The 23,000-nt window shown below is 72.4% G+C and carries 17 protein-coding genes and 3 tRNA genes; 6 read left to right on the top strand and 14 right to left on the bottom strand.

All coding sequences use genetic code 11. The features are described from left to right. Positions 1-444: 444 nt before the first annotated feature. From arfA to IF29_RS0106850, 5 genes are all read right to left on the bottom strand, one after another. Positions 445-1,974: an arabinosylfuranosidase ArfA gene (arfA, locus tag IF29_RS0106870; protein WP_030251022.1), complete on the bottom strand. Its 1,530-nt coding sequence runs from the start codon at positions 1,972-1,974 to the stop codon at positions 445-447. A 173-nt stretch (positions 1,975-2,147) separates the two neighbouring features. Further along, positions 2,148-3,659 (bottom strand): L-arabinose isomerase, encoded by a 1,512-nt coding sequence (araA, locus tag IF29_RS0106865; RefSeq protein ID WP_030251020.1) that lies wholly within the window; start codon positions 3,657-3,659, stop codon positions 2,148-2,150. Then, the gene (locus IF29_RS0106860; protein WP_084713662.1) at positions 3,656-4,396 is read right to left on the bottom strand and encodes an L-ribulose-5-phosphate 4-epimerase; all 741 of its coding nucleotides are present in this window, start codon (positions 4,394-4,396) and stop codon (positions 3,656-3,658) included. Before IF29_RS0106860 ends, araA begins: the two co-directional genes overlap by 4 nt. Beyond that, on the bottom strand, positions 4,393-6,126 hold the full coding sequence (gene araB, locus IF29_RS0106855; RefSeq protein ID WP_037594439.1) for a ribulokinase: 1,734 nt from the start codon (positions 6,124-6,126) through the stop codon (positions 4,393-4,395). The genes IF29_RS0106860 and araB overlap by 4 nt, the downstream gene beginning before the upstream one ends. Before the next feature lie 404 nt (positions 6,127-6,530). After that, complete coding sequence (locus IF29_RS0106850; protein WP_030251012.1) at positions 6,531-7,553, bottom strand: NADP-dependent oxidoreductase; 1,023 nt, start codon at positions 7,551-7,553, stop codon at positions 6,531-6,533. A 109-nt stretch (positions 7,554-7,662) separates the two neighbouring features. On the opposite strand from IF29_RS0106850, the gene IF29_RS0106845 reads away from it, so the two are divergent. The 3 genes from IF29_RS0106845 to IF29_RS0106835 all read left to right on the top strand — a co-directional run bounded on the left by IF29_RS0106845 (position 7,663) and on the right by IF29_RS0106835 (position 9,893). Further along, positions 7,663-8,097, top strand: a complete 435-nt coding sequence (locus tag IF29_RS0106845) for a MarR family winged helix-turn-helix transcriptional regulator (RefSeq protein WP_030251010.1) — start codon at positions 7,663-7,665, stop codon at positions 8,095-8,097. A gap of 182 nt (positions 8,098-8,279) precedes the next feature. After that, the gene (locus IF29_RS0106840; protein ID WP_232242046.1) at positions 8,280-9,665 is read left to right on the top strand and encodes a glycosyltransferase 87 family protein; all 1,386 of its coding nucleotides are present in this window, start codon (positions 8,280-8,282) and stop codon (positions 9,663-9,665) included. A gap of 154 nt (positions 9,666-9,819) precedes the next feature. Then, positions 9,820-9,893 (top strand) — tRNA-Ile (locus tag IF29_RS0106835). Between the two features lie 149 nt (positions 9,894-10,042). Here the strand turns inward: IF29_RS0106835 and IF29_RS0106830 are convergent. From IF29_RS0106830 to IF29_RS0106820, 3 genes are all read right to left on the bottom strand, one after another. Continuing rightward, positions 10,043-11,029 (bottom strand): aldo/keto reductase, encoded by a 987-nt coding sequence (locus IF29_RS0106830; protein WP_030251005.1) that lies wholly within the window; start codon positions 11,027-11,029, stop codon positions 10,043-10,045. Positions 11,030-11,176: 147 nt separating this feature from the next. Further along, positions 11,177-11,249: transfer RNA gene (locus IF29_RS0106825), tRNA-Asn, on the bottom strand. A 31-nt stretch (positions 11,250-11,280) separates the two neighbouring features. Further along, positions 11,281-11,353 (bottom strand) — tRNA-Asn (locus IF29_RS0106820). A 248-nt stretch (positions 11,354-11,601) separates the two neighbouring features. Between IF29_RS0106820 and IF29_RS0106815 the strand changes: the two genes are divergently transcribed. Then, positions 11,602-11,901, top strand: a complete 300-nt coding sequence (locus IF29_RS0106815; RefSeq protein WP_030251003.1) for a hypothetical protein — start codon at positions 11,602-11,604, stop codon at positions 11,899-11,901. A 92-nt stretch (positions 11,902-11,993) separates the two neighbouring features. Then, a complete protein-coding gene (locus tag IF29_RS0106810; protein ID WP_030251000.1) occupies positions 11,994-13,418 on the top strand; it encodes an FGGY family carbohydrate kinase in 1,425 nt (474 codons plus the stop codon). A gap of 12 nt (positions 13,419-13,430) precedes the next feature. Here the strand turns inward: IF29_RS0106810 and IF29_RS0106805 are convergent, their stop codons facing one another. From IF29_RS0106805 to IF29_RS0106780, 6 genes are all read right to left on the bottom strand, one after another. After that, a complete protein-coding gene (locus IF29_RS0106805) occupies positions 13,431-14,789 on the bottom strand; it encodes an RNA polymerase sigma factor (RefSeq protein WP_030250997.1) in 1,359 nt (452 codons plus the stop codon). Positions 14,790-14,919: 130 nt separating this feature from the next. After that, positions 14,920-16,839 carry a DNA primase gene (dnaG, locus tag IF29_RS0106800; protein ID WP_030250994.1) on the bottom strand — a complete coding sequence of 640 codons (1,920 nt, stop codon included), beginning with the start codon at positions 16,837-16,839 and terminating at the stop codon, positions 14,920-14,922. A 75-nt stretch (positions 16,840-16,914) separates the two neighbouring features. Continuing rightward, positions 16,915-18,174: an NAD(P)/FAD-dependent oxidoreductase gene (locus IF29_RS0106795; protein ID WP_030250991.1), complete on the bottom strand. Its 1,260-nt coding sequence runs from the start codon at positions 18,172-18,174 to the stop codon at positions 16,915-16,917. Positions 18,175-18,278: 104 nt separating this feature from the next. Beyond that, on the bottom strand, positions 18,279-19,541 hold the full coding sequence (locus IF29_RS0106790; protein WP_030250988.1) for a deoxyguanosinetriphosphate triphosphohydrolase: 1,263 nt from the start codon (positions 19,539-19,541) through the stop codon (positions 18,279-18,281). A gap of 61 nt (positions 19,542-19,602) precedes the next feature. Continuing rightward, positions 19,603-20,508 (bottom strand): sirohydrochlorin chelatase, encoded by a 906-nt coding sequence (locus IF29_RS0106785; RefSeq protein ID WP_084713658.1) that lies wholly within the window; start codon positions 20,506-20,508, stop codon positions 19,603-19,605. Positions 20,509-20,637: 129 nt separating this feature from the next. Further along, positions 20,638-21,525: a trypsin-like serine peptidase gene (locus IF29_RS0106780; RefSeq protein ID WP_051724965.1), complete on the bottom strand. Its 888-nt coding sequence runs from the start codon at positions 21,523-21,525 to the stop codon at positions 20,638-20,640. Between the two features lie 308 nt (positions 21,526-21,833). On the opposite strand from IF29_RS0106780, the gene IF29_RS0106775 reads away from it, so the two are divergent. After that, a complete protein-coding gene (locus IF29_RS0106775; RefSeq protein ID WP_063757442.1) occupies positions 21,834-22,973 on the top strand; it encodes an alpha/beta hydrolase in 1,140 nt (379 codons plus the stop codon). Positions 22,974-23,000: the final 27 nt, after the last annotated feature.

The following is a 23,000-nucleotide window of genomic DNA, read 5'->3' as shown; positions in this document are numbered from 1 at the left end:
CAAACCGGGGTCACTTTCGGGACAAGGTGTCACTTGATCTTGCCGATATGCCCGATTAACCCGCATATGCCCGTACCAAGAATGACCCGGTGTACCAAAAGTGACCCCAGTTCAGCGGAAGACGCCACGCAGGAACGTTTCTCCAGACCCCCGCCCGGAAGGGCACCGACCCGCCGCCCGGCAACGCACGCCCCACCACCCTCCCCCCTCCGCGCAGTTGGCCGCGAGCGACAGCGAGCCACCCCAGCCCGGGACCAACCGTCGTGCCCCACGGAGGCGACGAACAGTCAGCGGGAGCGAACACGCACGTCGGACACGGCCTCAGGACGGGGGCTCGGCCGCACTACGCACCCCGCCACACCACCCACGCCGCACTGCACGACGGCTGCGGCTGCGGTTGCGGCTGCGTGCCGGCGGCGTGAAGAGCTGTCCGTCCGCACTGCCTCACGCCAGCCGGATCATGTTCCACGACAGCGGCGGGAGCACCGCGTTCAGCGTCGTGCCCGGTACGCCGTCCGCCGCCGAGCCGCCCAGGGCGGTCCCCTCCACCGCCCTCGGCACGACCCGTTCCGGCTGCTCCAGGGTGTTGCGGGCGTCCGGGTCGGCATCGGTCAGGACCGAGTGCTCGACGACCCGGATCAGGTTCAGCCCGCGCAGGTCGACGGTCAACGGAAGCGCCTCGGTCTGGCTGCGGTTGACGGCGAAGACGGTGACCGCGCCGGTCTCGTCGTCGATGGTGGCGGTGGCGTGCAGCAGCGGTACCTCGCCGTACTTGGCGGTGGGGTAGGTCGGGCTGTCGACGTTGACGGTCAGCACACGGCCGCGACCGTGGGCCGAGGCCTGGGCGAAGGGGTAGAAGGTGGTCTGCCGCCAGGCCGGGCCGCCGGGCTCGGTCATGATCGGGGCGATCACGTTCACCAGTTGGGCCAGGCAGGCGACGGTGACCCGGTCGGCGTGGCGGAGCAGGGCGATCAGCAGCGAGCCGAAGACGACGGCGTCGGTGACCGAGTAGACGTCCTCCAGCAGCCGCGGCGCCTCCTCCCAGTTGAGCGGCTCGGCGGCCTGGGCCTTCGTCAGGTACCAGACGTTCCACTCGTCGAAGGAGATGTTGATCTTCTTGGACGACTTGAGCTTCGCGCCCACGTGGTCGCAGGTGGCCACCACGTTCTCGATGAAGGACTCCATGTCGACCGCCGAGGCCAGGAAGGAGTCGCGGTCGCCCTCCAGCTCCTCGTAGTAGGCGTGCATGGAGATGTAGTCCACGACGTCGTAGGTGTGCTGGAGGACGGTGGCCTCCCAGGCGGCGAAGGTGGGCATGGACTGCGACGAGCTGCCGCAGGCGACCAGCTCCAGATCGGGGTCGATCATGCGCATCGCGCGCGCGGTCTGGGCGGCCAGCCGGCCGTACTCGTCGGCGTCCTTGGCACCGATCTGCCAGGGGCCGTCCATCTCGTTGCCCAGGCACCACAGCCGGACGTCGAAGGGGTCCTTGTCGCCGTGGCCGATCCTGCGCTCGGCAAGGTCGGTGCCGGACGGGTGGTTGGCGTACTCCTGGAGCTCCAGGGCCTCCTGGACGCCGCGGGTGCCGAGGTTGACCGCGAGCATCGGCGAGGTGCCCTCGACTTTGCGGAGGAAGTCCATGAACTCGGAGAGCCCGAACCGGTTGGTCTCGGTGGAGCGCCAGGCCAGGTCCAGCCGGCGGGGCCGGTCCTCCGCTGGGCCGACGCCGTCCTCCCACTTGAACCCGGAGACGAAGTTGCCGCCGGGGTAACGGATCGCGGTCACGCCCAACTCGCGTACCAGCTCCAGCACATCGGTGCGCAGTCCCGCACCGTCCGCCGTCGGATGGCCCGGCTCGTAGATGCCGGTGTAGACGCAGCGGCCCAGGTGCTCGACGAAGGAGCCGAAGAGGCGCGGGTCCACCGTGCCGACGGAGAACGCGGGGTCGAGGACGATGCGCGCCTTGCTGGACATGGCTGCCTTTCGGGGATCGCGGGAGGTACAGCGGGTGCGGGGCCCAGCGGATCGGTCAAAACCCCGCACCCGGTCTTGCTGCCCGGCGATGCCGCAGTGGTTCCGCTCCACGCACGTGCATCGCCGGACAAGTAGGTGAGGCCTGCATGACAGCGCCTCCGTATGACAGCGCCTCAGAACCCCTGCGCCAGGCGGTAGTAGGCCTGGTTCCAGCGCAGTTCCCGGGTCAGCCGGCGGGTGGTGGTGTCCGCGTCGACCAGGGCGAGTTCGGTTCCGGTCATCTCGGCCAGGTCGGCGAGCTCCTCCGCGCCCACGGCGCTGGAGTAGACCGTGTGGTGCGGGCCGCCGGCGGTGAGCCAGGACTCGGTGGAGGTCCGCAGGTCGGGACGGGGGCGCCAGACCGCGCGGGCGACCGGGAGCTCGGGCAGCGGCTCCGGCGGGGCGACCGTGTCGATCTCGTTGGCCACCAGCCGGAAGCGGTCGCCCAGGTCGGCGAGGCCGACCACGATCGCCGGGCCCGGTGCGGCGTCGAACACCATCCGGACCGGGTCCTCCCGGCCGCCGATGCCCAGCGGGTGGATCTCCACGCTGGGGGTGTCCACCGCGATGGTGGGGCACACCTCCAGCATGTGGGCGCCCAGGATCAGCTCCTGACCAGGGGTCAGGTCGTAGGTGTAGTCCTCCATGAACGAGGTACCGCCGGGCAGGCCCACCGTCATGGACTTGAGGGTGCGCAGCAGCGCGGAGGTCTTCCAGTCGCCCTCGCCGCCGAAGCCGTAGCCGTCGGCCATCAGCCGCTGCACGGCCAGGCCGGGGAGCTGCCGCAGGCCGCCCAGGTCCTCGAAGTTGGTGGTGAAGGCGCCGAAGCCGCCCTCGCCGAGGAAGCTCCGCAGCCCGAGCTCGATCCGGGCGGCGTAGCGCAGCGACTCGTGCCGCTCGCCGCCCTGGCGCAGCTCGGCGGCGACCCGGTAGCGGTCCTCGTACTCCTTGACCAGCTCGGAGACGGCGGAGTCGGAGGCCGCGTCCACCACCTCGACCAGGTCGTTGACGCCGTAAGTGTTGACCGAGACGCCGAAGCGCAGCTGCGCCTCGACCTTGTCGCCCTCGGTGACCGCGACGTCGCGCATGTTGTCGCCGAAGCGGGCCAGCTTGAGGGTCCGCAGCTCGGCCCGGCCGACGGCGGAGCGGACCCAACCCGCCACCCGCGCGATCGTCACCGGGTCGCTGACATGGCCGGCCACCGTCTTGCGGGCGACCCCGAGCCGGGACTGGATGTAGCCGAACTCGCGGTCGCCGTGGGCGGCCTGGTTCAGGTTCATGAAGTCCATGTCGATGGTGGCCCACGGCAGCCGGACGTTGGACTGGGTGTGCAGGTGCAGCAGCGGCTTGCGCAGCGCGTCCAGTCCGGCGATCCACATCTTGGCCGGGGAGAAGGTGTGCATCCAGGCGATCACGCCGATGCAGGAGTCGTCGGCGTTGGCCTCCAGCATCACCCGGTGGATCGCCGAGGCGTCGGTGAGCACCGGCTTGACCACCAGCTCGACCGGCAGCCCGGCGGCCAGGGTCGCGGCTATCTGCCCGGACTGGTCCGCGACCTGACGCAGCGTCTCCGCTCCGTACAGGCCCTGGCTGCCGGTGAGGTACCAGACCTGGCGGGTGGGGAACTGGGAGGAGGAGGCGGTCATGCGGGTTCTCCTTCGGAGCCGACGGTCACGGGGGCCTGGGCCGGGGCGGGGGCGGCCGAGGCCTGGGCGGGGGCGGCCGGGGCCTGGCCGTAGACGTTCTGGTAGCGGTCGTAGAGCCGGTCGATGTCCTGCTGCGGCAGCCGGCTCACCGGACCCAGCTGCCGGGCCAGGTGGACGGTGCGGGCCACGTCCTCGCACATCACCGCGGCCTTCACGGCGGCCTTGGCGTTCTTGCCGATGGTGAACACCCCGTGCTGGCGCATCAGCACGGCGGGCGAGCGGTGCCCGTCCAGGGTCGCGACGATGCCCTGGCCGATGGAGTCGTCGCCGATCAGGGCGAACGGGCCGACCGGGATGTCGTCGCCGAACTCGTCTCCCATGGCGGTGATGGCGCACGGGATCGGCTCGCCCACCGCCGACCAGGCGGTGGCGTACGGGGAGTGGGTGTGCACCACACCGCCGACGTCGGGCCGGTTGCGGTAGACGTAGGCGTGGGCGGCGGTGTCGCTGGAGGGGGACAGCTCGCCCTCGACCACCTTGCCGTCCAGATCGCAGACGATCATCTGCTCGGGCGTGAGCTCGTCGTAGGACAGCCCGCTCGGCTTGATCACCATCAGCTCGCTGCCGGGGAGCCGGCCGCTGACGTTGCCGCTGGTCCAGGCGACCAGCCCCCACCGCAGCAGTTCCGCGTGCAGGGCGCAGACCTCCGCCTTCAGCCGGTCGAGAGGGGTGGTCATCGGGCTTCCTCCAGCTCCAGGGTGGGGTCCGCCGGGACGGTGCCCGCGGTGCGTGCCGCGTCGCGCAGGGCGCGCAGCCGGTGCAGGGCGTCGCTGCCGCCCCGGCCGAAGTGGTCGTGCAGTTCGCGGTACTCGGCGAAGAGCAGGTCGTAGGCGTCGGCGCGCGCCTCGTCCGGGGTGTGCACGGCGAGGTTGATCCGGCCCATGGCCGCCGAGGCGGTGCGGATGTCCGGGTACGCCCCGGCCGCGACCGCGGCGTGGATCGCCGAGCCCAGGGCCCCGCCCTGCTCGGAGCCGATGACGTTGACCGGGCGGCGCAGCACGTCGCTGTAGATCTGCATCAGGAAGTGGTTCTTGGGCAGCCCGCCAGCCACGGTGAACTCGGTCACCGGTACCCCGGCCTCCTCGAAGGCCTCGACGATGACCCTGGTGCCGAAGGCGGTGGCCTCCAGCAGCGCCCGGTAGATCTCCTCGGGGCGGGTGTCCAGGGTGAGCCCCAGGACCAGCCCGGAGAGGTGGTGGTCCACCAGCACCGAGCGGTTGCCGCTGTGCCAGTCCAGCGCCACCAGGCCGTGCGCGCCGACCGGTTGGGCTGCGGCCTTCTCGGTGAGCAGCTCGTGCAGGCTCAGCCCGCGCTCGCGGGCCTCGACGGCGTAGGACTCGGGCGCCGCGGTGCGGACGGCCCAGGCGAAGATGTCGCCGACGCCGCTCTGCCCGGCCTCGTACCCCCACAGCCCGGGGACCACGCCGTCGCGCACAACCCCGCACATGCCGGGGACCTCGGCGAGGACGTCGGAGTTGAGGATGTGGCAGGTGCTGGTGCCCATGATGGCGAGCATGTGCCCGGGGTCGAGAGCCCGGGCGGCGGCGTTGGTGACATGGGCGTCGACATTGCCCACGCTGACCGGGGTCCCCTCATTGAGCCCGGTCAGAGCCGCCGCCCGGGCGGTCAGTGTTCCCGCTGCGTCGCCGAGGGCGGCGAGCGGGTGGTCCAGTTTGGCGGTGAAGCCGGTGAAGCCCGGGTTCAGCCGGCCCAGGTAGTCCGCGCCGGGTCGGGCGCCGTCCTCGGCGGGCAGCAGGTCGGGCTGGTGGATGCCCTTGTAGCCGGCGGTGCAGAGGTTGCGGTTCTCGGCGCCGGTGAGCTCCCAGACGATCCAGTCCGCGGCCTCGATCCAGCGGTCGGCGGCGGCGTAGAGCTCGGGGTCCTCCTCCAGCAGCTGCAGCGCCTTGGCGTACTCCCACTCGCTGGAGATCTTCCCGCCGTAGCGGGCCAGCCAGGGCTCCCCCAGCTCTGCGGCGAGCGCGTTGATCCGGTCGGCCTGCGGCTGGGCGGCGTGGTGGCGCCAGAGCTTGGGGTAGGCGTGCGGACGTCCGGCCAGACCGGGGAGTTCGCACAGCGGAGTGCCGTCGGTGGTGGTCGGCAGCACGGTGCAGGCGGTGAAGTCGGTCCCGATGCCGACGACCTGGTCAGCGGTGACCCCGGCGAGCTCCAGCGCCCTGGGGACGGCGTTGCTCAGCACGTCCCGCCAGTCCTGCGGCAGCTGCAGCGCCCAGTCCGGCGGCAGGGTGGTCGTGCCGTCCGGCAGGACGGTGTCGATCACCCCGTACCGGTACTCGTGGACGGCGTCGGCGAGCTGGGTGCCGTCCGCGACGGAGACGACGACGGCTCGGCCGGAGAGGGTCCCGAAGTCGATCCCCACGGTGACGGGGGTGGGAATGTTAACGCTCACAATTGGCTCTCCGAGGAAGCGGCGATCCCAGCGGGACAGCTGACAGGCGGCAAACGAGGGCCGTCGCAGCGGTGATCGCGGCGGATCCGAGGGTCCGTCGACCCCTCCGTGCTGGCGGCGTGGTCAATTGTTAACGCTCACATGTGGGGATCGTCAATAGATTGCGCAGAAGTAAACGGGCCGCCGAAACCCTTTCGCCCCTCCCCGCGCCGTTCCCGCACGGCTCCCGCGCCGCTCCCGCATCCTGCCCACGCACATCCGGGCGCACCCCGGCCGTCGCCCTCCACTGCGAAGGGCGACGGCCGGGGCAGGAGCCCGGGCGGGGCCTGGGCAGGAGCCGGGGCAGGAGCCCGGGCGGGGCCTGGGCAAACGACGGCCGGGCGGCCGCCGCAGCCGAGGGGGCGTCAGCCCTCCACGCGCACCAGCATCTTGCCGGTGTTGGCCCCGCGCAGCATCCCGATGAAGGCGTCCACGCTGTGCTCGAAGCCGTCCACCACGGTCTCCTCCACGTGCAGCCTGCCCTCCCGCAGCCAGCCGCCGACCTCGGCGGCGAAGGCCGGCTGCAGCGCGTAGTGGTCGCCGACCAGCATCCCCTCCAGGCGCAGCCGCTTGCCGATCGCCAGCGCCAGGTTGCGCGGTCCGACCGGGGCGCCGGCCTCGTTGTACTGGGCGATCGCCCCGCACAGCACCGCGCGGCCCCGCAGCGTCAGGGCGCCGATGGCAGCCTCCAGGTGCTCACCGCCGACATTGTCGAAGTAGACGTCGATGCCCTCGGGAGCGGCCTTGGCGAGCTGCTCGGCGACCGGTCCGGCCTTGTAGTCGAAGGCGGCGTCGAAGCCGAACTCGTCGACCAGCTTGCGGACCTTCTCCGGCGAGCCCGCGCTGCCGACGACCAGCGAGGCGCCGCGGAGCTTGGCGATCTGGCCGACCATGCTGCCCACGGCACCGGCGGCGCCGGAGACGAAGACCGCCTCGCCCTCCTTGAACGAGCCGACCTCCAGCAGCCCCGCGTAGGCGGTGAGTCCGGTCATGCCGAGCACGCCCAGGTAGGCCTGCAGCGGCAGCGAGTCGTCCACCTTGACCGCCTTGGCGGCGTCCAGGGTGGCGTACTCGCGCCAGCCCAGACCGTGCAGCACGGCGTCGCCCACCGCGAAGCCCTCGGCCTCGGAGGCGACCACCCGGCCGACCGCGCCGCCGTCCATCACCGCGCCGAGCCGGAACGGCGGGACGTAGGACTTCACGTCGTTCATCCGGCCCCGCATATAGGGGTCGACCGACAGGAACTCGTTGCGGACCACGATCTGCCCGGCCCCGGGCGCCGACACCGGCGCCTCGACCAGCGCGAAGTCCTCGGGGGTCGGCCAGCCGCTGGGCCGGGCCGCCAGATGCCACTCACGGCCGGTCGCGGGAAGGGTCTGCTGCGCCATGACGGGTTCCTTTACTTTCTCGTTCATTGACTACATCTTTAGTTGACTACCGAAAGCAACCTTGCTGCAGAAAGGTTCACCATGTCAAATATTCAGCTACCCTGAGCGTATGTCGCAGCAGCTGGATCCGCTCTCCCTCGAAGTCGTCGACCTGATGGCCAACCTGGTCGCGCTCTTCCACAAGGAGTACGAGGAGGCCGCCTCGGCCCGCTCGCTCACCGGCGCCCAGGCCAAGGTGCTGGCCCTGCTGCGGCGCGGACCGATGCCGATGCGGCAGATCGCCCAGACGCTGAGCTGCGAACCCTCCAACATCACCGGCATCGTCGACCGGCTGGAGCTGCGCGGCCTGGTGGCGCGTCAGGCCGACCCCGACGACCGGCGGATCAAGCGCGTCGCCGCGACCGAGGCCGGCCGCACCGCCTCCGAGGAGCTCCGCGAGTCGCTGAACTTCGCCCGCGCGCCGCTGGCGGCCCTGGAGCCGACCGAGCGCGAGCAGCTGCGCGACCTGCTGCAGCGCATCGTCGAGGGCGCGCAGCAGCACTGAGCCCGCCTGCGTCGGTGTACGAAAAGGCGCAGATCAGAGCCATTTGTGATCCCAAAGGATGACTCCTTCCCCTCCTGCCGGGGGGACGTTCCGGTCCGAGCCAGCCGCTAGACTCCCGCGGATGACGAGTCGACAGGGGACTCGTCGGACGCGGGATTCCAACGGGGGACATGGCGGGGGATGTGGCAGTCAACGCAGTGGACGGCAGTCAGCACGGCACGGTCACACGGAGCGTCGAAGGCCTGGACGGCGGTCCTCGGCTCGGCCGTACGGGGGAATCCCCGGACCGTATTCGGCCCGACCCGCGCCGCTCGACGCGGTGGGTCGTCGGCGGCACCCTGATCTCCCTGCTCGGCTACGCGGTGGTGCGCCACTTCACCCGGGTCGACATGGTGGACATGGTGGTCTACCGCGCCGAGGGCGACACCGTGCGCCACGGCCAGGACCTCTACGCCATGGTCGTGCCGCAGTTCAACCTCTCCGCGACCTATCCGCCGTTCGCGGCGCTGCTGTTCGTCCCCACCTCCTTCGTCCCGGTCGGCGTGCTGCGGGTGCTGGTCACGGTCGGCAACTTCGCCCTGCTGGGCACGCTGGCCCAGCTCGCCTTCCGGCTCGTCGGCTGGCCCCGGCGCCCGCTGCGGCCCCAGGCGGTGGTCCTCGCCGTGGGGCTGGGCGTCTGGCTGGAACCGGTCTGGACGACGCTCAAGTACGGGCAGATCAACCTGCTGCTCGCCTGCCTGGTCCTGGCCGACCTCAACCGGCCGGACGGCTCGCGCCGCAAGGGGCTGCTGATCGGCGTCGCCGCCGGGATCAAGCTCACCCCCGGCCTCTTCGGCGTCTACCTGCTGCTCACCGGCCGCCCCCGGGCGGCGCTCACCTCCTTCGCCGCCTTCCTCGGCACGGTGCTGCTCGGCGGGATCGCGCTGCCGAACGACTCCTGGCACTTCTGGACCCACTACCTCTACGACTCGCACCGGGTCGGGCGGACCCAGATCTCCGACAACCAGTCGGTACGCGGCACCCTGGCCCGGCTGCTGCACGAACCCGACCCCACTCTGTCCTGGGCGGTCCTCGCCGCACTGACCGCACTGGCCGGCCTCGGCACCGCCGCCGCCATCGTGCGCAACCGGCAGCACCTCCCCCGCGCCGAGGCCTGGGGCGTGGTCTGCGCGGCCGTCACCGCGCTGCTGATCTCGCCGATCAGCTGGACCCACCACTGGGTCTGGTGCGTCCCCATCCTGGTCCTGCTGGCCGCCGAGGCCGCGGCGGAGCAGGCCCGGCCGCAGGCCTTGCGCCACCTGCGCTGGCGACCGGTCCTCGGCGGTGCCCTGGTCTGCTTCCTGGGCTTCAGCATGTGGCTAACGCCGCACAGCCCGGACGCCAGCCTCCGGCTGCACTCCTGGGAGCAGCCGCTCTCCTCGGTCTACTCGGTCTTCGGCCTCCTCCTGCTCGGGGTCGCCGTCACCCGGTTGCTGCGCTGCCGTCACGCGGCCGAGCTACGGCTCACGACAGCCCTGCCGGCGCAGCGCGAATGCCCTGTGGGCCCCCTGGAAAGATCCACCCAATAGGAACCCCCCGCGCGAACAGCGCGTCCCACCAGCTATGCTGCGGCGAGCGGTGCTCACCAGAGCCGCTCGTCCTGATGTACGACGATCAGTCAGTATGTTCGCTACTGGTCCGCGTGCATGGGATCCCCGGACGGTCCGCCGACCGGGTTGCCAGGGGGCGGTAGCTCAGCCGGTTAGAGCAGGGGACTCATAATCCCTTGGTCGTGGGTTCGAGTCCCACCCGCCCCACCGCAGGCAGTAGGGCTTGATCAGATCAGCCACTACGTTAGATGAAGGGCCCCGCGATGCATGCATCGCGGGGCCCTTTTCCACTCGAACGGGTCTGGCCCGCGCCGCACCTCTCGACGGTCCGCGAGCCGGCCGGGCGTCTCCCGGGGTCAGCGGGCGGCGTCCAGGCGGGTGCGCTGGTCCTCCGTCAGTTCCAGGTCGACGGCGGCCAGGCTCTCCTCCAGCTGGGCCACCGAGGAGGCGCCGACCAGCGGGAGGATCGGGACCTCACCGCCGATCAGCCAGGACAGCACCACCTGGTTGAGGGTGGCCCCGGTCTCGCCGGCGACCTGGCGCAGCGCCGCCAGCCTGACCTCGGTGCCGGGGTGGTCGAAGGCGGCGTTCAGCGGCTTGTCGCTGCGGGTGTAGCCGCCGTCGGCCAGCGGGGAGTAGGCGACCATGGTCAGCCGGGGGTCCTCCCGCAGGTAGCTGAGCAGGTCGGCGCCGACCAGTCCGTGGTCGCCGTCCCGGGAGAGCTGGCCCGGCAGGTCGGCGCGCGGGCGCAGGTAGGTGTGGCGGTACTGCAGCACCTCGTAGCCCGGCAGTCCGGCCGCCGCCGCGATGTTCCTGGCCCGCTCCACCCGCCAGGCCCAGTGGTTGCTGACGCCCAGCAGCCCGACGGTGCCCTCGGCGACCAGCTCGGCGAAGCCCTCCACGGTCTCCCGCAGCTCCACCCGCGGGTCCTCGATGTGGGCGTAGAGCAGCGGCAGCCGGTCCAGGCCCAGCCGCTCCCGGCTGCGCTCGGCGGACTCGCGGATCACCTTGGCCGACAGCCCCTCGGGGTTGTCGATGTAGCCGGTGCCGGGAGCCAGCGGACGGGCGCCGAGCTTGGTCGCGATGGTGATCTCGTCCCCGATCCCGCGGCTGCGGCGCCAGCGTCCGAGCAGTTCCTCGCTCTGGCCGCCCTGGCTTCCGTCGTCCCAGAAGGCGTAGTTGTCGGAGGTGTCGATGAAGTTGCCACCGGCCTCGACGTAGCGGTCCAGGATGGCGAAGGAGGTCGCCTCGTCGGTGCTGCTGCCCATCCGCATGGCGCCGAGGCTGAGCACGCTCACGTCACGGCGGGTGGCGGGGTCGGTGCCGATCGTACGGTTGCGCACGGGTACTCCTCCGGTCACGGCCCGTCACTTGCGGGCCCTGACAGGGAGTCTGGCTGCTGGAGCGCGCTCCAGGTCAAGCACGTTCGGGCGACGGCTTCCGGACGCGACGACGGAGGCCCCGACCGTGGTCGGGGCCTCCGGGTGGAGCTCCTCCAATTGGACTCGAACCAATAACCTGCCGATTAACAGTCGGCTGCTCTGCCAATTGAGCTATGGAGGATCGTTCATCTCGCCGGTCTGGCTTCCGGCAGCTCCCCCAATTGGACTCGAACCAATAACCTGCCGATTAACAGTCGGCTGCTCTGCCAATTGAGCTATGGGGGAAAGTACGGCTGCGACGACCCGACCCGACTCCGTCGGACTGCTGGGCGGCGCTTGCTGCGGGTCATACATTAGCGCACGTAGGGGGGTGCTCCGCCAATCGTTACCCCCGCCCCACCCGTACCTGCCTGGTTCGGCCCTCGTCGTGGCGGGTAGGCGAGCCCGGACGAGCCCCGTAGGCTCCGAAGCAGGATGCGGCGCGGACCCGGACGGAGCCGGCGGGCCCCCGCACGGAGAGAGGTGGAGGCGACATGCGCAAGCTCACTTTCATCATGGGGCTGGCCCTCGGCTACGTACTCGGCACCCGAGCCGGACGCGAACGCTACGAGCAGCTCCGCAAGACCGCCCGTGATCTCTCGCAGACGCCGGCCGTGCAGAGCGCCACCCGCAGCGCCAAGGACGCGGCGGGCGGCGCGGCGGGCCGGGCCGCCGACGCGGTGGCCGGCCGGGTCGGCGACAAGTTGCCCACCTCGGTCACCGACCGGGTTCCCTACCTGCGGGAACGCACCGCGGCCGCGAAGAACGACGCCTGGGGGAGCACCGGGCAGTAGCCGTCGAGACAGCCGCCCGCGACGGGCCCGGGCGCGTACCCACGCGCCGGGGTGGTGCTGTCGGCCGCCTGGGTGCGGCATGATCTCGTGCTATGGCGATTTCGGCTGGCATCGACTGCTCCACCCAGAACACCAGGATCGTGGTCTGCGACACCGACACGGGCGCCGTCCTGCGCGAGAGCCGTGCCCCGCACCCCGGTGCGGCCGCGGCGGGGAGCTCGGTGGCCGAGATCGACCCGCAGTCCTGGCTCCGCTCGCTGGGCACCGCCGCCGACGGCGGGATGCTCGAAGGGGTGCGGGCCATCGGCGTCAGCGCCCAGCAGCAGGGCGTACTGGTCCAGGACGCCGGCGGGGTACTGGTGCGCCCGGCGCTGCTGCGCGCCGACCCGCGCGCCGCGAGCGCGGCGGCCCAGCTGGTGTCCGCCCTCGGCGGTCCCAGCGCCTGGACCGAGGCGGTCGGCGGGGTGCCCACCACCGGCTCGACCATCGCCAAGCTCCGCTGGCTGGCCGAGCACGAACCGCAGTCGGCCCACCGCGTCGCCGAGGTCCTGCTCCCGCACGACTGGCTGGTCTGGCAGCTGCTGGGCCACCCGGCCCGGCGCACCACCGACCGTGGCGACGCCTCCGGCACCGGCTACTGGTCCTCCGCGACCGGCCGCTACCGGGGCGAACTGCTGGCGCTGGCCCTCGGCCACGAGGCCGCCGTGCCCGATGTGCTCGGTCCCGCCGAAGCCGCCGGGCACAGCCCCGAGGGCCTGCTGATCTCGGCCGGCACCGGCAGCACCATGGCGACCCTGCTCGGCCTCGGCCTGGAGCCCGGCGACGCGATGGTCTCCCTCGGCAGCAACGGCACCATCCACGCCGTCCACGACAAGCCCGTCATCGACCCGGCCGGCATCGTCACCAGCTTCGCCGACGCCACCGGACGCCATCTGCCGCAGGTCACCACGCTGAACGCGGCCCGGGTGCTGCAGGCCACCGCCGAACTGCTGCGCACCGACGCGTCCGGGCTCAGCGACCTGGCGCTGCGCTCCACCCCCGGCTCGTACGGGCTGGTGCTGCTCCCCTACCTGGACGGCGAGCGCACCCCGAGGCTGCCGCACGCGGCCGGCACCCTGGCCGGGCTGCGGATCGAGTCGATGCGTCCGGAGCACCTGGCCAGGGCGGCGGTCGAGGGCATGCTGTGCGGGCTCGCGGACGCGCTGGACGTGCTCCGGAGCCACGGGGTGACGATCCGTCGGGTGTTCCTGACCGGTTCCGCCGGGCGGCTGGCCGCCGTGCAGAGCATCGCGCCGCTGGTCCTGGGCGTGCCGGTGGTGGTCCCCGCGCCCGGCGACTACGCCGCGATCGGGGCCGCCCGCCAGGCCGCCTGGGCGCTGGCGGGCACGGCCCTGCCGCCCGCGTGGCCGCTGCGCGACGCGGTGACCATCGACCCGGGCGAGGACGTCAGCGTCGGCCGCGCGGTGCGCCAGCAGTTCGCCGCGGTACGGTCGCAGGCCCACCCCGAGCTGGGCTAGCGCCGGGCACCCCTAGTCGAGGTAGCCGCGGAGCTGGTCGGCGAAGGCGTGGTCGCGCAGCTTGTTGAGGGTCTTGGACTCGATCTGGCGGATCCGTTCGCGGGTCACCCCGAACATCCGCCCGATCTCCTCCAGGGTGCGCGGGCGCCCGTCGATCAGCCCGTAGCGGAGCTGGACCACCCGGCGCTCGCGTTCGCCGAGGGTGGAGAGCACCGCCTCCAGGTGCTGGCGCAGCAGGATGAACGCGGCCGACTCCACCGGGGAGGTCGCGTCGCCGTCCTCGATCAGGTCACCGAGCGCGACGTCGTCCTCCTCGCCGACCGGGGCGTGCAGCGAGACCGGCTCCTGGGCCAGCCGCAGCACCTCGACCACCCGCTCGGCCGGCAGTTCCAGCACCGCGGCCACCTCGGCCGGGGTGGGCTCGCTGCCGCGCTCCTGGAGCAGCCGCCGCTGCACCCGCACCACCCGGTTGATCAGCTCCACCACGTGCACCGGCACCCGGATGGTCCGGGCCTGGTCGGCCAGCGCCCGGCTCATCGCCTGCCGGATCCACCAGGTGGCGTAGGTGGAGAACTTGTAGCCGCGGGCGTAGTCGAACTTCTCGACCGCGCGGATCAGACCGAGGTTGCCCTCCTGCACCAGGTCGAGCATGGTCAGGCCGCGTCCGACGTAGCGTTTCGCCACCGAGACGACCAGGCGCAGATTGGCCTCGATGAGCCGGCGCTTGGCGATCCGGCCCAGCACGATCAGCCGGTCCAGATCGCCGACCAGGCGGTCGTCGTCCAGGCCGGGGCGGGCGTTGAGGTACTCCTCGGCGAAGAGCCCGGCCTCGACCTGGCGGGCCAGCTCCACCTCGTCGACCGCGGTGAGCAGCGGAATGCGGCCGATCTCGCGGAGGTACTGGCGGAACAGGTCGGCGGAGGGCCCGGCGGTGTCGTCGAGGGACGGGACCGGGGCGTCCGAGCGGTCGTCGGCGCGGTCGCCGGTCCGGTCCGCGGGCCCGACCGCCCCGTCGACGGCGGGCCCGTCGATGAGGTCGACCTCCTCGTCGACGAGGAGGAGTTCGGGCGGCGGCTCGTCGGGCGCGGCGGGCTGCGCCTGCGCGGACTGCTCGGGACTGTCCTGCGGGGCTGGGCGGATGGCCGTGGCGAGGTCCACGTCCTTCCCTTCCGGCGCCGGATGTCGCACTGCGGACGAGGGGGCCGACGCCTGCTGGCCGGGGCTGGGACCGTTCGAGGAACTGCGGAGCCTGGAGGAGGGCGGCAGAGCACGCTGCATCGGGACGGCGGGGGCCTCGCCGCCCTCCGTCCGTGACACGGTAGGCGAGGTTCCGCCGGGCTCGACGGTCTCGCGCTCTGATGAGTCGGGCACCGCAACCCAGTGTGCTCCTGTGCTGACGCTCAGGCAGAGACGTGTGCGCGGACTTTCTCGGTACGCACCGTGACTGGCATGTGCCGCTGAACGCCTGCGGCGACGCCGGGACGGACCGCGCGCAGGCCCGCTAGAGCGCGGCGGCGCCGCGTTCGCGCAGCGACTGGCCGTACTGCTGGAGCGCCCAGAGCTCGCCCTGGACGGCCGAGAGCTGCTCCGGCGTGGCCCGGGGGCCGAGCCGCTGGAGGTGGGCGCGGCAGTCGGCGACCCTGCGGTCCACCGCCTGCAGCCGCAGCTTGACCAGGAACTCCCCGGCGTAGACCGCGTCGGCGGCGCGACGGGTGCGGACCGGTTCCACGGTCAGCTCGGTGATCAGCCCGCGCACGCCGTCGTCCGGCGCGGCCGCGCGGACCAGGCCGGACCAGGCGTCGGGGGCGGCCGCCCCGGCCTCGACACCGCCGGCCGCCGCGATGGCGGCCCGCACCGCGGCGTAGGGCGGGGTGGGGAACTCGTCCTGGGCGTAGAAGTCGAAGGTGGGGGCGACCAGCACCGGGTGCTGCAGCGCGAGCTTCAGCAGCTCCCGCTCCACGAACTGGGCCGGGTCGCGCGGGTTGAGCCGGTACGCCGGGCGCATCGGCGCCGCCGCGGCGGGGGCCTGGCCCTGCTGCTGCCCCTGGCGGCGGACGCCCGAGCGCGCCGCCTGCTGGTCCCGCTCGCGCTGCCAGCGGGCCAGCTGGTTGACCCGGCGGACCACGAACTGCTCGTCCAGGATGCCGACCATGCCGGCGAGTTGGACCGCGTAGTCGTGCTGGATCGAGCCGTCCTTGATCCGGGCGACGATCGGCGCGGCCTGCTCCAGCGCGGCCGAACGGCCTTCCGCGGTCTCCAGGTTGTGACTGGCGACGGCGGCGCGGATGGCGAACAGGAACAGCGGGACCGGGTGCTCGATCAGCGTGCGCACCGCCTCGTCGCCCTGGGCCAGCCGCAGTTCGCAGGGGTCCATCCCGCCGGGGCTGATGGCGATGGAGGTCCTGGCGGCGAACTTCTGGTCGTCCTCGAAGGCCCGCAGCGCGGCCTTCTGCCCGGCCGCGTCGCCGTCGAAGGTGAACACCACCTCGCCGCGGTAGGCCGAGGTGTCCATCAGCAGCCGGCGCAGGATCTTGATGTGGTCCTCGGCGAAGGCGGTGCCGCAGGTGGCCACCGCCGTGGTGACGCCCGCGAGGTGACAGGCCATCACATCGGTGTAGCCCTCGACCACCACCGCCCGGCCGGTCTTGGCGATGTCCTTCTTGGCCAGGTCGATCCCGTACAGGACGTTGGACTTCTTGTAGAGCGGGGTCTCCGGGGTGTTCAGGTACTTGGGGCCGTTGTCGTCCTCGCGCAGCTTGCGTGCGCCGAAGCCGACGACCTCGCCGGTGATGTCACGGATCGGCCAGACCAGCCGGCCGCGGAAGCGGTCCATCGGGCCGCGCTGCCCCTCCGAGCAGATGCCGGAGAGCAGCAGTTCGCGGTCGGAGAAGCCGCGGCCGCGCAGGAAGCGGGTGAGGTGCTCGAAGCCGCCGGGGGCGTAGCCCAGGCTGAAGTGCGCGGCGGCCTCGGCCTCGAAGCCCCGCTCCTTGAGGAAGCGCCGACCGATTTCGGCCTCGGGACTGCTCAGCTGCTCGGTGAACCAGGCGGCGGCGATCTTGTTGATCTCCAGCAGCCTGGTCCGCTCGCCCTTCTGCTGGCCCGGCTGGTAGCCGCCGCCCTCGTAGCGCAGGGTGATGCCGACGGTGGGCGCCAGCCGTTCGACCGTCTCCACGAACGACAGGTGCTCGATCTTCATCACGAAGCCGAGGGTGTCCCCGCTCTCCTGGCAGCCGAAGCAGCTGTAGACGCCCTTGCTCGGGTTCACGTAGAACGACGCCGACTTCTCGTCGTGGAACGGGCAGAGACCCTTGAGCTGGCCGCCGCCGCCATTGGTGAGCTGGACGTACTCCCCCACGACAGCATCGATCCGGACGGCGGCCCGAACCGCGTCCACGTCCTCGTCCCTGATCCGACCTGCCACGTCGTGCAGTGTATGCCCGGGGGCCGACAGTGCCGGACGGTGCGCGGGAGCTCAGCTGTCCGCCCGGCGGTCGGCTCAGAGCTCGCCGAGCGGGATCGCCGGGTCGGCCAGCCGGTCCGGGTCGATCGGGCGCCCGGAGCGGACCAGCTGCTGGATGCCGCCGGCCACGTCCCAGACGTTGACGTTCATCCCGGCCAGCACCCGGCCGGCCGGGTCCTGCCAGAAGGCGATGAACTCCCGCTTGCCCGCGTCCCCCCGCACCACCACGTGGTCGTAGGAGCCGGGGGCGGCGTAGCCGGAGTACTCCAGGCCGAGGTCGTACTGGTCCGAGAAGAAGTAGGGGACCCGGTCGTAGACCACCGGCTGCCCCAGCATCGACCGGGCCGCCGCCGGGCCGCCGTTGAGCGCGTTGGCCCAGTGCTCGACCCGCAGCCGCCGGCCGAACAGCGGGTGCTCGGCCGCCGCGACGTCGCCGGCCGCGAAGACGTCCGGGTCGGAGCTGCGCAGCGCGGAGTCCACGGCGATGCCGCCGCCCTCCTCGCGCGGGGCCAGGGCCAGCCCGGCGGCCTCGGCGAGGGCGGTCTGCGGGGCGGCGCCGATGCCGATCAGCACCGCGTGCGCCGGGTGCTCGTCGCCGTCGTCGGTGTGCGCGGCCAGCACCATGCCGTCCTCGCCCTCGATCTCGGTGACCCCGGCGCCGAAGTGGAAGTGCACGCCGCGGTCCTCGTGCAGCCGGGCGAAGAACTCGCCGAGCTCGGGGCCGAGCACCCCGTGCAGCGGGGTCGGCTGCGGCTCGACGACGGTCACCTCGGCCCCGTAGCCGCGCGCCGCCGCGGCGACCTCCAGACCGATCCAGCCCGCGCCGACCAGCAGCAGCCGGCCGTTCTCCCGGCCCAGGGTCTGCAGCGAGGCCCGCAGCCGCTCGGCGTCGGGCAGCTTGCGCAGGTAGTGGACCCCGCCGAGGTCGATCCCGGGGACGTCCAGGGTGCGCGGCGCCGAGCCGGTCGCGATCAGCAGCTTGTCGTAGGTGAGCACGGTGCCGTCGGCGAGCTGGAGGGTCCGGGACTGCCGGTCCAGCCGGGTCGCCGGGTCGCCGATCCGCAGCTCGATGTCGTGCTCGGTGTACCAGTGCGAGTCGTGGACGAAGAGGTCGTCCCGGGACGCGGCGCCGGTGAGGAAGCCCTTGGACAGACCGGGGCGCTCGTACGGTGCCTCACGCTCCTCGCCGACCAGGATGACCCGTCCGGTGAAGCCCTCGGCGCGCAGGGTCTCGGCGGCCTTCGCCCCCGCCAGCCCGGCCCCGACGATGACATGGGTCTCGTGTGCTTCCACCATCGTGGTCTCCTTCGTCCGTTCGGCCCGCAACCTTCATAGCGCCTGGTGTGCCCCGCGGAAAAGGCCGCGGCAAAGCCCAGGCAAACAACCGCACGCGTGCTCGGCTACCCGGCGGCGAACTCCCGGTGCCGGGCGGCCGCCGAGGCGTCGGTCAGGGTGGCGATCTGGTCCACCACCGCGCGCAGCCGGCCCGCGTCGTCCGCGGCCTCCTCGTAGAGCGCCCGGAACACCGGGTCCAGGCCGACCGGTGCGGCGGCGACCAGCGCCTCGGCCAGCTCCCCGATCACCGCCCGCTGCCAGGTGCGCAGCTGTCCCTGGTCGTCACGCTGCATCACATAGCGGACGGCGACGGCCTTGAGCACCGCGCACTCCAGCCGGACCCCGCGCGGGACGATCAGGTCGGCCCGGTAGCGGCTGAGCGGGCCGGGGCCGTAGCGGGCCCGGGTGGCCTGCTCGGCGGCGGTGCAGAAGCGTCCGATCAGCTGGCTGGTGGCGTCCTTGAGGGCGGCCCGGCCCCGGGCCGAGCCGTCGTAGCTGTCCGGCCACCAGTCCTCGGCCTGCAACCGGTCCAGCGCCTCGGCCAGTTCGTCCTCCGTCGCGCCGGGGGCGTACTGGGCGGCTACCTCGAACAGTTCGGCCCGCTCGGTGGCCGAGCGCAGCGCGGCCGGCTCGACATGGCCGGCCTGCAGACCGTCCTCGACGTCGTGGACGGAGTAGGCGACGTCGTCGGACCAGTCCATCACCTGGGCCTCGAAGCAGCGGTGGAGCTCCGGCGCGCCCTGGCGCAGCCAGTCGAAGACGGCCAGGTCGTCGGTGTAGACGCCGTACTTCTGCGGGAGTTCGGGGTGGCTGCCCCTGGTCCAGGGGTACTTGGTGGCCGCGTCCAGCGCGGCCCGGGTGAGGTTCAGCCCGACGCTGCGGCCGTCGCCGCCGGGGAGGTCGTCGAACCGCTTGGGTTCCAGCCGGGTCAGGATGCGCAGGCTCTGGGCGTTGCCCTCGAAGCCCCCGCAGCCGGCGGCGGCCCGGTCCAGGGCCTGCTCGCCGGTGTGGCCGAACGGCGGGTGGCCGATGTCGTGAGACAGGCAGGCGGTTTCCATCAGGTCCGGGTCGCAGCCCAGCGCGGCGCCCAGCTCCCGGCCGATCTGGGCGCACTCCAGCGAGTGGGTCAGCCGGGTCCGCGGGAAGTCGCTGGCCAGCGGGGCGACGACCTGGGTCGTTCCGGCCAGCCGGCGCAGCGCGGCGGAGTGCAGCACCCGGGCCCGGTCCCGCTGGAAGGCGGTCCGGCCCGGTCGCTTGTCCGGCTCCTCCACCCAGCGGGCCTGCGCCGCCGTGGTGTAGCCGGCGCTGGCCTGTTCCTTGTCGTCCATATCCGGAAACCGTATCCGGCCGGTACGACAGAAACCGCGGGACACGCCTCCGGAGTGATCGTCAGACCGCTTGCGCGGCAGCCAGGACGCGGTGTCCGGCTGCGGCCCGGTCGTAGCGCTCCAGCACCAGCGCGGCCATCGCCTCCTGGGCCCCGAGCGGTGCCGCGACCAGCCAGGGCGCGGCGGCGGCGGCCAGCCGGGCGAAGTCCCCCGGGGCGGCGAAGTAGGAGGCCACGGCGATCCGCCGGTAGCCGCGGGCGCAGAGCGCGGCCACCGCCTGGGGCACCGTCGGCGCGGCCGCCGAGACGAACGCGGGCACCACCGGGACGTGCAGCCTGGCGGCCAGCAGCAGCGCCTGGGTCTGCGCGTCCTTGGCCGAGGCCGGGTCCTTGGACCCGGAGGCGGCCAGCACGACGGCGTCCCTGGCCTCGCGCCGGCGCAGCCTGACGTTCTCCGGGTCGTCCCAGCCCGCCTCGGCCAGCCGCAGCTGCAGCGCCTCGGCGAGCAGCGGGTGCGGGCCGAGCGGCGCGGCGACGGCGGCGTCCAGGTGCGGGTGGCGCGCCAACTGCTCGGGGATGTCGATGCGCACGTGGTAGCCGCGCCCCAGCAGCAGCGGGACCAGCACCACCTCGCTGCGGCCGGACCGGGGCAGGCCGCCGAGGACGTCGTCGAGCCGGGGCTCGTTCAGGTCCAGATGGGCCAGCCGGACGTCGAGCCCCGGGCGCGTGGCGCGGACCTGGTCCAGCAGCCGCAGCGCGGTCGCCAGCGCGGCGGGGTCGCGGGAGCCGTGCGCCACGGCCACCAGCACCGGCCGCGGGGCGGTCCGCGGGGACCGCGGTCCGACGGCGTGCAGGCGCCGGGGCGGGTCCGCGGGGCGGGGCGTGAAGCGGTGGGCGATCTCCGCGATCAGCTCGGCATGGCTGCTGCCGAGCGGGCCCTGGTCGGGTGTGGAGTCGGTCGGCGTCATGGCGCCCAGCCTGCCGGACGGGTGTTTCCAGCCAGTTGCACCCCCGTCACACCGCGTTTCCCGGCTCTCACGGGGATGCGGGGTCGGGGGTGAGTAACCATCGCGGGGTGCGCGGGGCATCGGCGGGCATCAGCCCAGGACGGTGGCTTGTTCGTAGAGGGCCTTGACGGCGTCGCCGAAGGAGCTGGCGTAGGAGACGGAGTCGGTGTAGCCGCCCTGCTCGTAGCCCCCTATGACGCCGACCAGCGTGCCCCGCCCGGTCCGTGCGTCGATCCCGGTCAGCATCGGGCCGCCGCTGCTGCCGTCGGCGTAGCCGGGGCAGTCGAACTCGGACTGGGTGGGCGAGTACGGCTTCAGCGTGTTGTGGCAGGCCACCGGCTGCTCCGCGGCCGAGGGGTAGCCGATCACCCCGACCGGCTGCGGCAGCTGGGTCCCGAACGCTATCCCCTGGGCGCCGACGAGGTCCGACAGCCGGGCCGAGGGATCACCGGCACGCTCGACGACCAGGAAGGCCACGTCGTAGTCGGGGTCCCCGTCCGCGGCCCAGCGGGGGTCGACCAGGATCCGGGCGGAGGTCCACTCCCCGTAGGGCTCCTGCTTGTCGTGGTAGCCCGGGACGAAGACCACCTGAGCGGGCGCGTCGGTCTTGCCGCCCGGCGTCACCACGCAGTGCGCCGCCGTCGCCACCACATTGCCGCCCGGGCTGTCGACGACACTGGCCGAGCAGAAGTGGTGGCTGTCCGCCGCCTTCGCCCCGTCGGCGCCGAAGAGGGCACCGACACTCGGCAGCCCGGTGAAGCTCGCGCTGGTCCCCGCCGTGGCGGCCACCCGTGGCCCGGCCAGCACCGCGGGCACCGCGACCAGGGCGTCGGCGGCCGGCGCCGACCGCGGCGACGGCCTGGCGGGGGCGGCCGAGCCCGTCCTGCCCTGGCTGTACTCCAGCGCCAGGGCGAAGCAGACCGTGAACGCGACCACACCGGCGACGCGCGTGAGCACACGCCACTGCGAACGGGTCACGTCGACGCGCTCCTTTCCGGACAAACTAACGGGTCGGATGATATGCACCGATCAGGCGACCCGTACACCTCTGCAGGTCGACACGGCCGTTTCCTTGACCCTGGTAAGGCGACAGGCCGTCACCAAGCGTCTCCGTGCCCCTGTTTTCGGCAGTATGCCGCACTCGTCCGCCGCCTCCGCGGAGCCACGGCTGCGTGCTCTTACCTTCCTGGACAATTGACCCACTTCTGTCGGTTAAGGTGCCAATACGACGGGACGGCTCAGCCCCCGCACAGATTGCAGTGTCGAGAACGCAGGGGGCCTGACCCATGAGTCTGACCGGGACGGCTTTCTTCTACGTCCTCATCGCGGCCACGGCACTGGCCATGGTGGCCACGCTGTTCGCCTGGGGCGCGGTCCGCGGGCCCCGTCCGGTGCGCTGGCTGACCAGGATCGTCATGATCGCCATCTGCCAGGTCACCGCCATCGCCGTGGTGGCGGTGTGGATCAACAACAGCTACGGCCTCTACACCGACTGGAACGACCTGCTGGGACGCGACAACGGCACCCAGACCGCCGCCATGCCGGGTCCGCCGCCGGACCGGGCGATGTTCACCCGCTCCGCCAACGGCCTGCTGGAGACCTACGTCCACGGCACCCACTCCAAGCTCTCCGGCCAGGTCCTGGTCTGGACCCCGCCGCAGTACGACGAGCGGCAGTACCGCAACAAGAGCTTTCCGGTGATCATGATGCTGCACGGCGTCCCCGGCTCGCCGCTGTCCTGGGTCGAGGGCATGGGCATGCCCGGCACCATCGCCAAGATGATGGCGGACGGCGAGGTCAAACCGGCCATCGTGGTGATGCCGGTGATCGACCCGGGCGGCATCGACACCGACTGCAGCGACACCCCCACCAGGAAGAACGCCACCTGGCTGGCCAAGGACGTGCCCGAGCTGATCCACAGCCAGTTCCGGGTCCTGCCGGAGGCCAAGGCCTGGGGGCTGATCGGCTTCTCCACCGGCGGCCTGTGCTCGGTCAAGCTCGCCATGCAGTACCCGAACCTGTTCGCCACCGCGGCGGCGATGAGCCCCGACCCCTTCGCCGGCGACCCCTCCGTACTGACCGACCCCACCCTGCGCAAGCAGAACAGTCCGCTGGAACTGGCGGCCAAGTGGCCGCGCGTCTCGCTGTTCCTGGCCACATCGGCGAAGGACCGTTCCAGCCCGCCGTCCAATCTGACCGCGCTGCAGCGGGTGGCCATCCCGCCGACCCTGGTCGCCGAGCCCCTGGTGCTGGCCACCGGCGGCCACAGCCCCAACACCTGGCTGCGGATGCTCCCGACCGCGTTGCACTGGATGAGCAACGAGCTCGACCCGGCCCACGTGGTCGTCCCGCCCAAGAAGAAGGCGCCGGCTCCGAAGAAGGAGCCGACGCCCAAGCACGCCTCGCCGAGCGCCGCCCACCACTGAGCAGGCGGGCCGGCCGGCGGGCCGGCG

Source organism: Streptacidiphilus jeojiense (genome assembly GCF_000719095.1).
GTDB lineage: Bacteria > Actinomycetota > Actinomycetes > Streptomycetales > Streptomycetaceae > Streptacidiphilus > Streptacidiphilus jeojiensis.
Note: the sequence above shows the minus strand (reverse complement) of the source record. Positions and strands in the feature narration are given on the sequence as shown.

Coding starts and splice junctions, on each gene's coding strand:
- IF29_RS0106810 (WP_030251000.1), top strand. CDS start 11,994: ATGGCGATTTCGGCTGGCATCGACTGCTCCACCCAGAACACCAGGATC.
- IF29_RS0106850 (WP_030251012.1), bottom strand. CDS start 7,553: ATGGCGCAGCAGACCCTTCCCGCGACCGGCCGTGAGTGGCATCTGGCG.
- IF29_RS0106815 (WP_030251003.1), top strand. CDS start 11,602: ATGCGCAAGCTCACTTTCATCATGGGGCTGGCCCTCGGCTACGTACTC.
- IF29_RS0106860 (WP_084713662.1), bottom strand. CDS start 4,396: ATGACCACCCCTCTCGACCGGCTGAAGGCGGAGGTCTGCGCCCTGCAC.
- arfA (WP_030251022.1), bottom strand. CDS start 1,974: ATGTCCAGCAAGGCGCGCATCGTCCTCGACCCCGCGTTCTCCGTCGGC.
- IF29_RS0106795 (WP_030250991.1), bottom strand. CDS start 18,174: ATGGTGGAAGCACACGAGACCCATGTCATCGTCGGGGCCGGGCTGGCG.
- araA (WP_030251020.1), bottom strand. CDS start 3,659: ATGACCGCCTCCTCCTCCCAGTTCCCCACCCGCCAGGTCTGGTACCTC.
- IF29_RS0106775 (WP_063757442.1), top strand. CDS start 21,834: ATGAGTCTGACCGGGACGGCTTTCTTCTACGTCCTCATCGCGGCCACG.
- IF29_RS0106790 (WP_030250988.1), bottom strand. CDS start 19,541: ATGGACGACAAGGAACAGGCCAGCGCCGGCTACACCACGGCGGCGCAG.
- IF29_RS0106845 (WP_030251010.1), top strand. CDS start 7,663: ATGTCGCAGCAGCTGGATCCGCTCTCCCTCGAAGTCGTCGACCTGATG.
- IF29_RS0106785 (WP_084713658.1), bottom strand. CDS start 20,508: ATGACGCCGACCGACTCCACACCCGACCAGGGCCCGCTCGGCAGCAGC.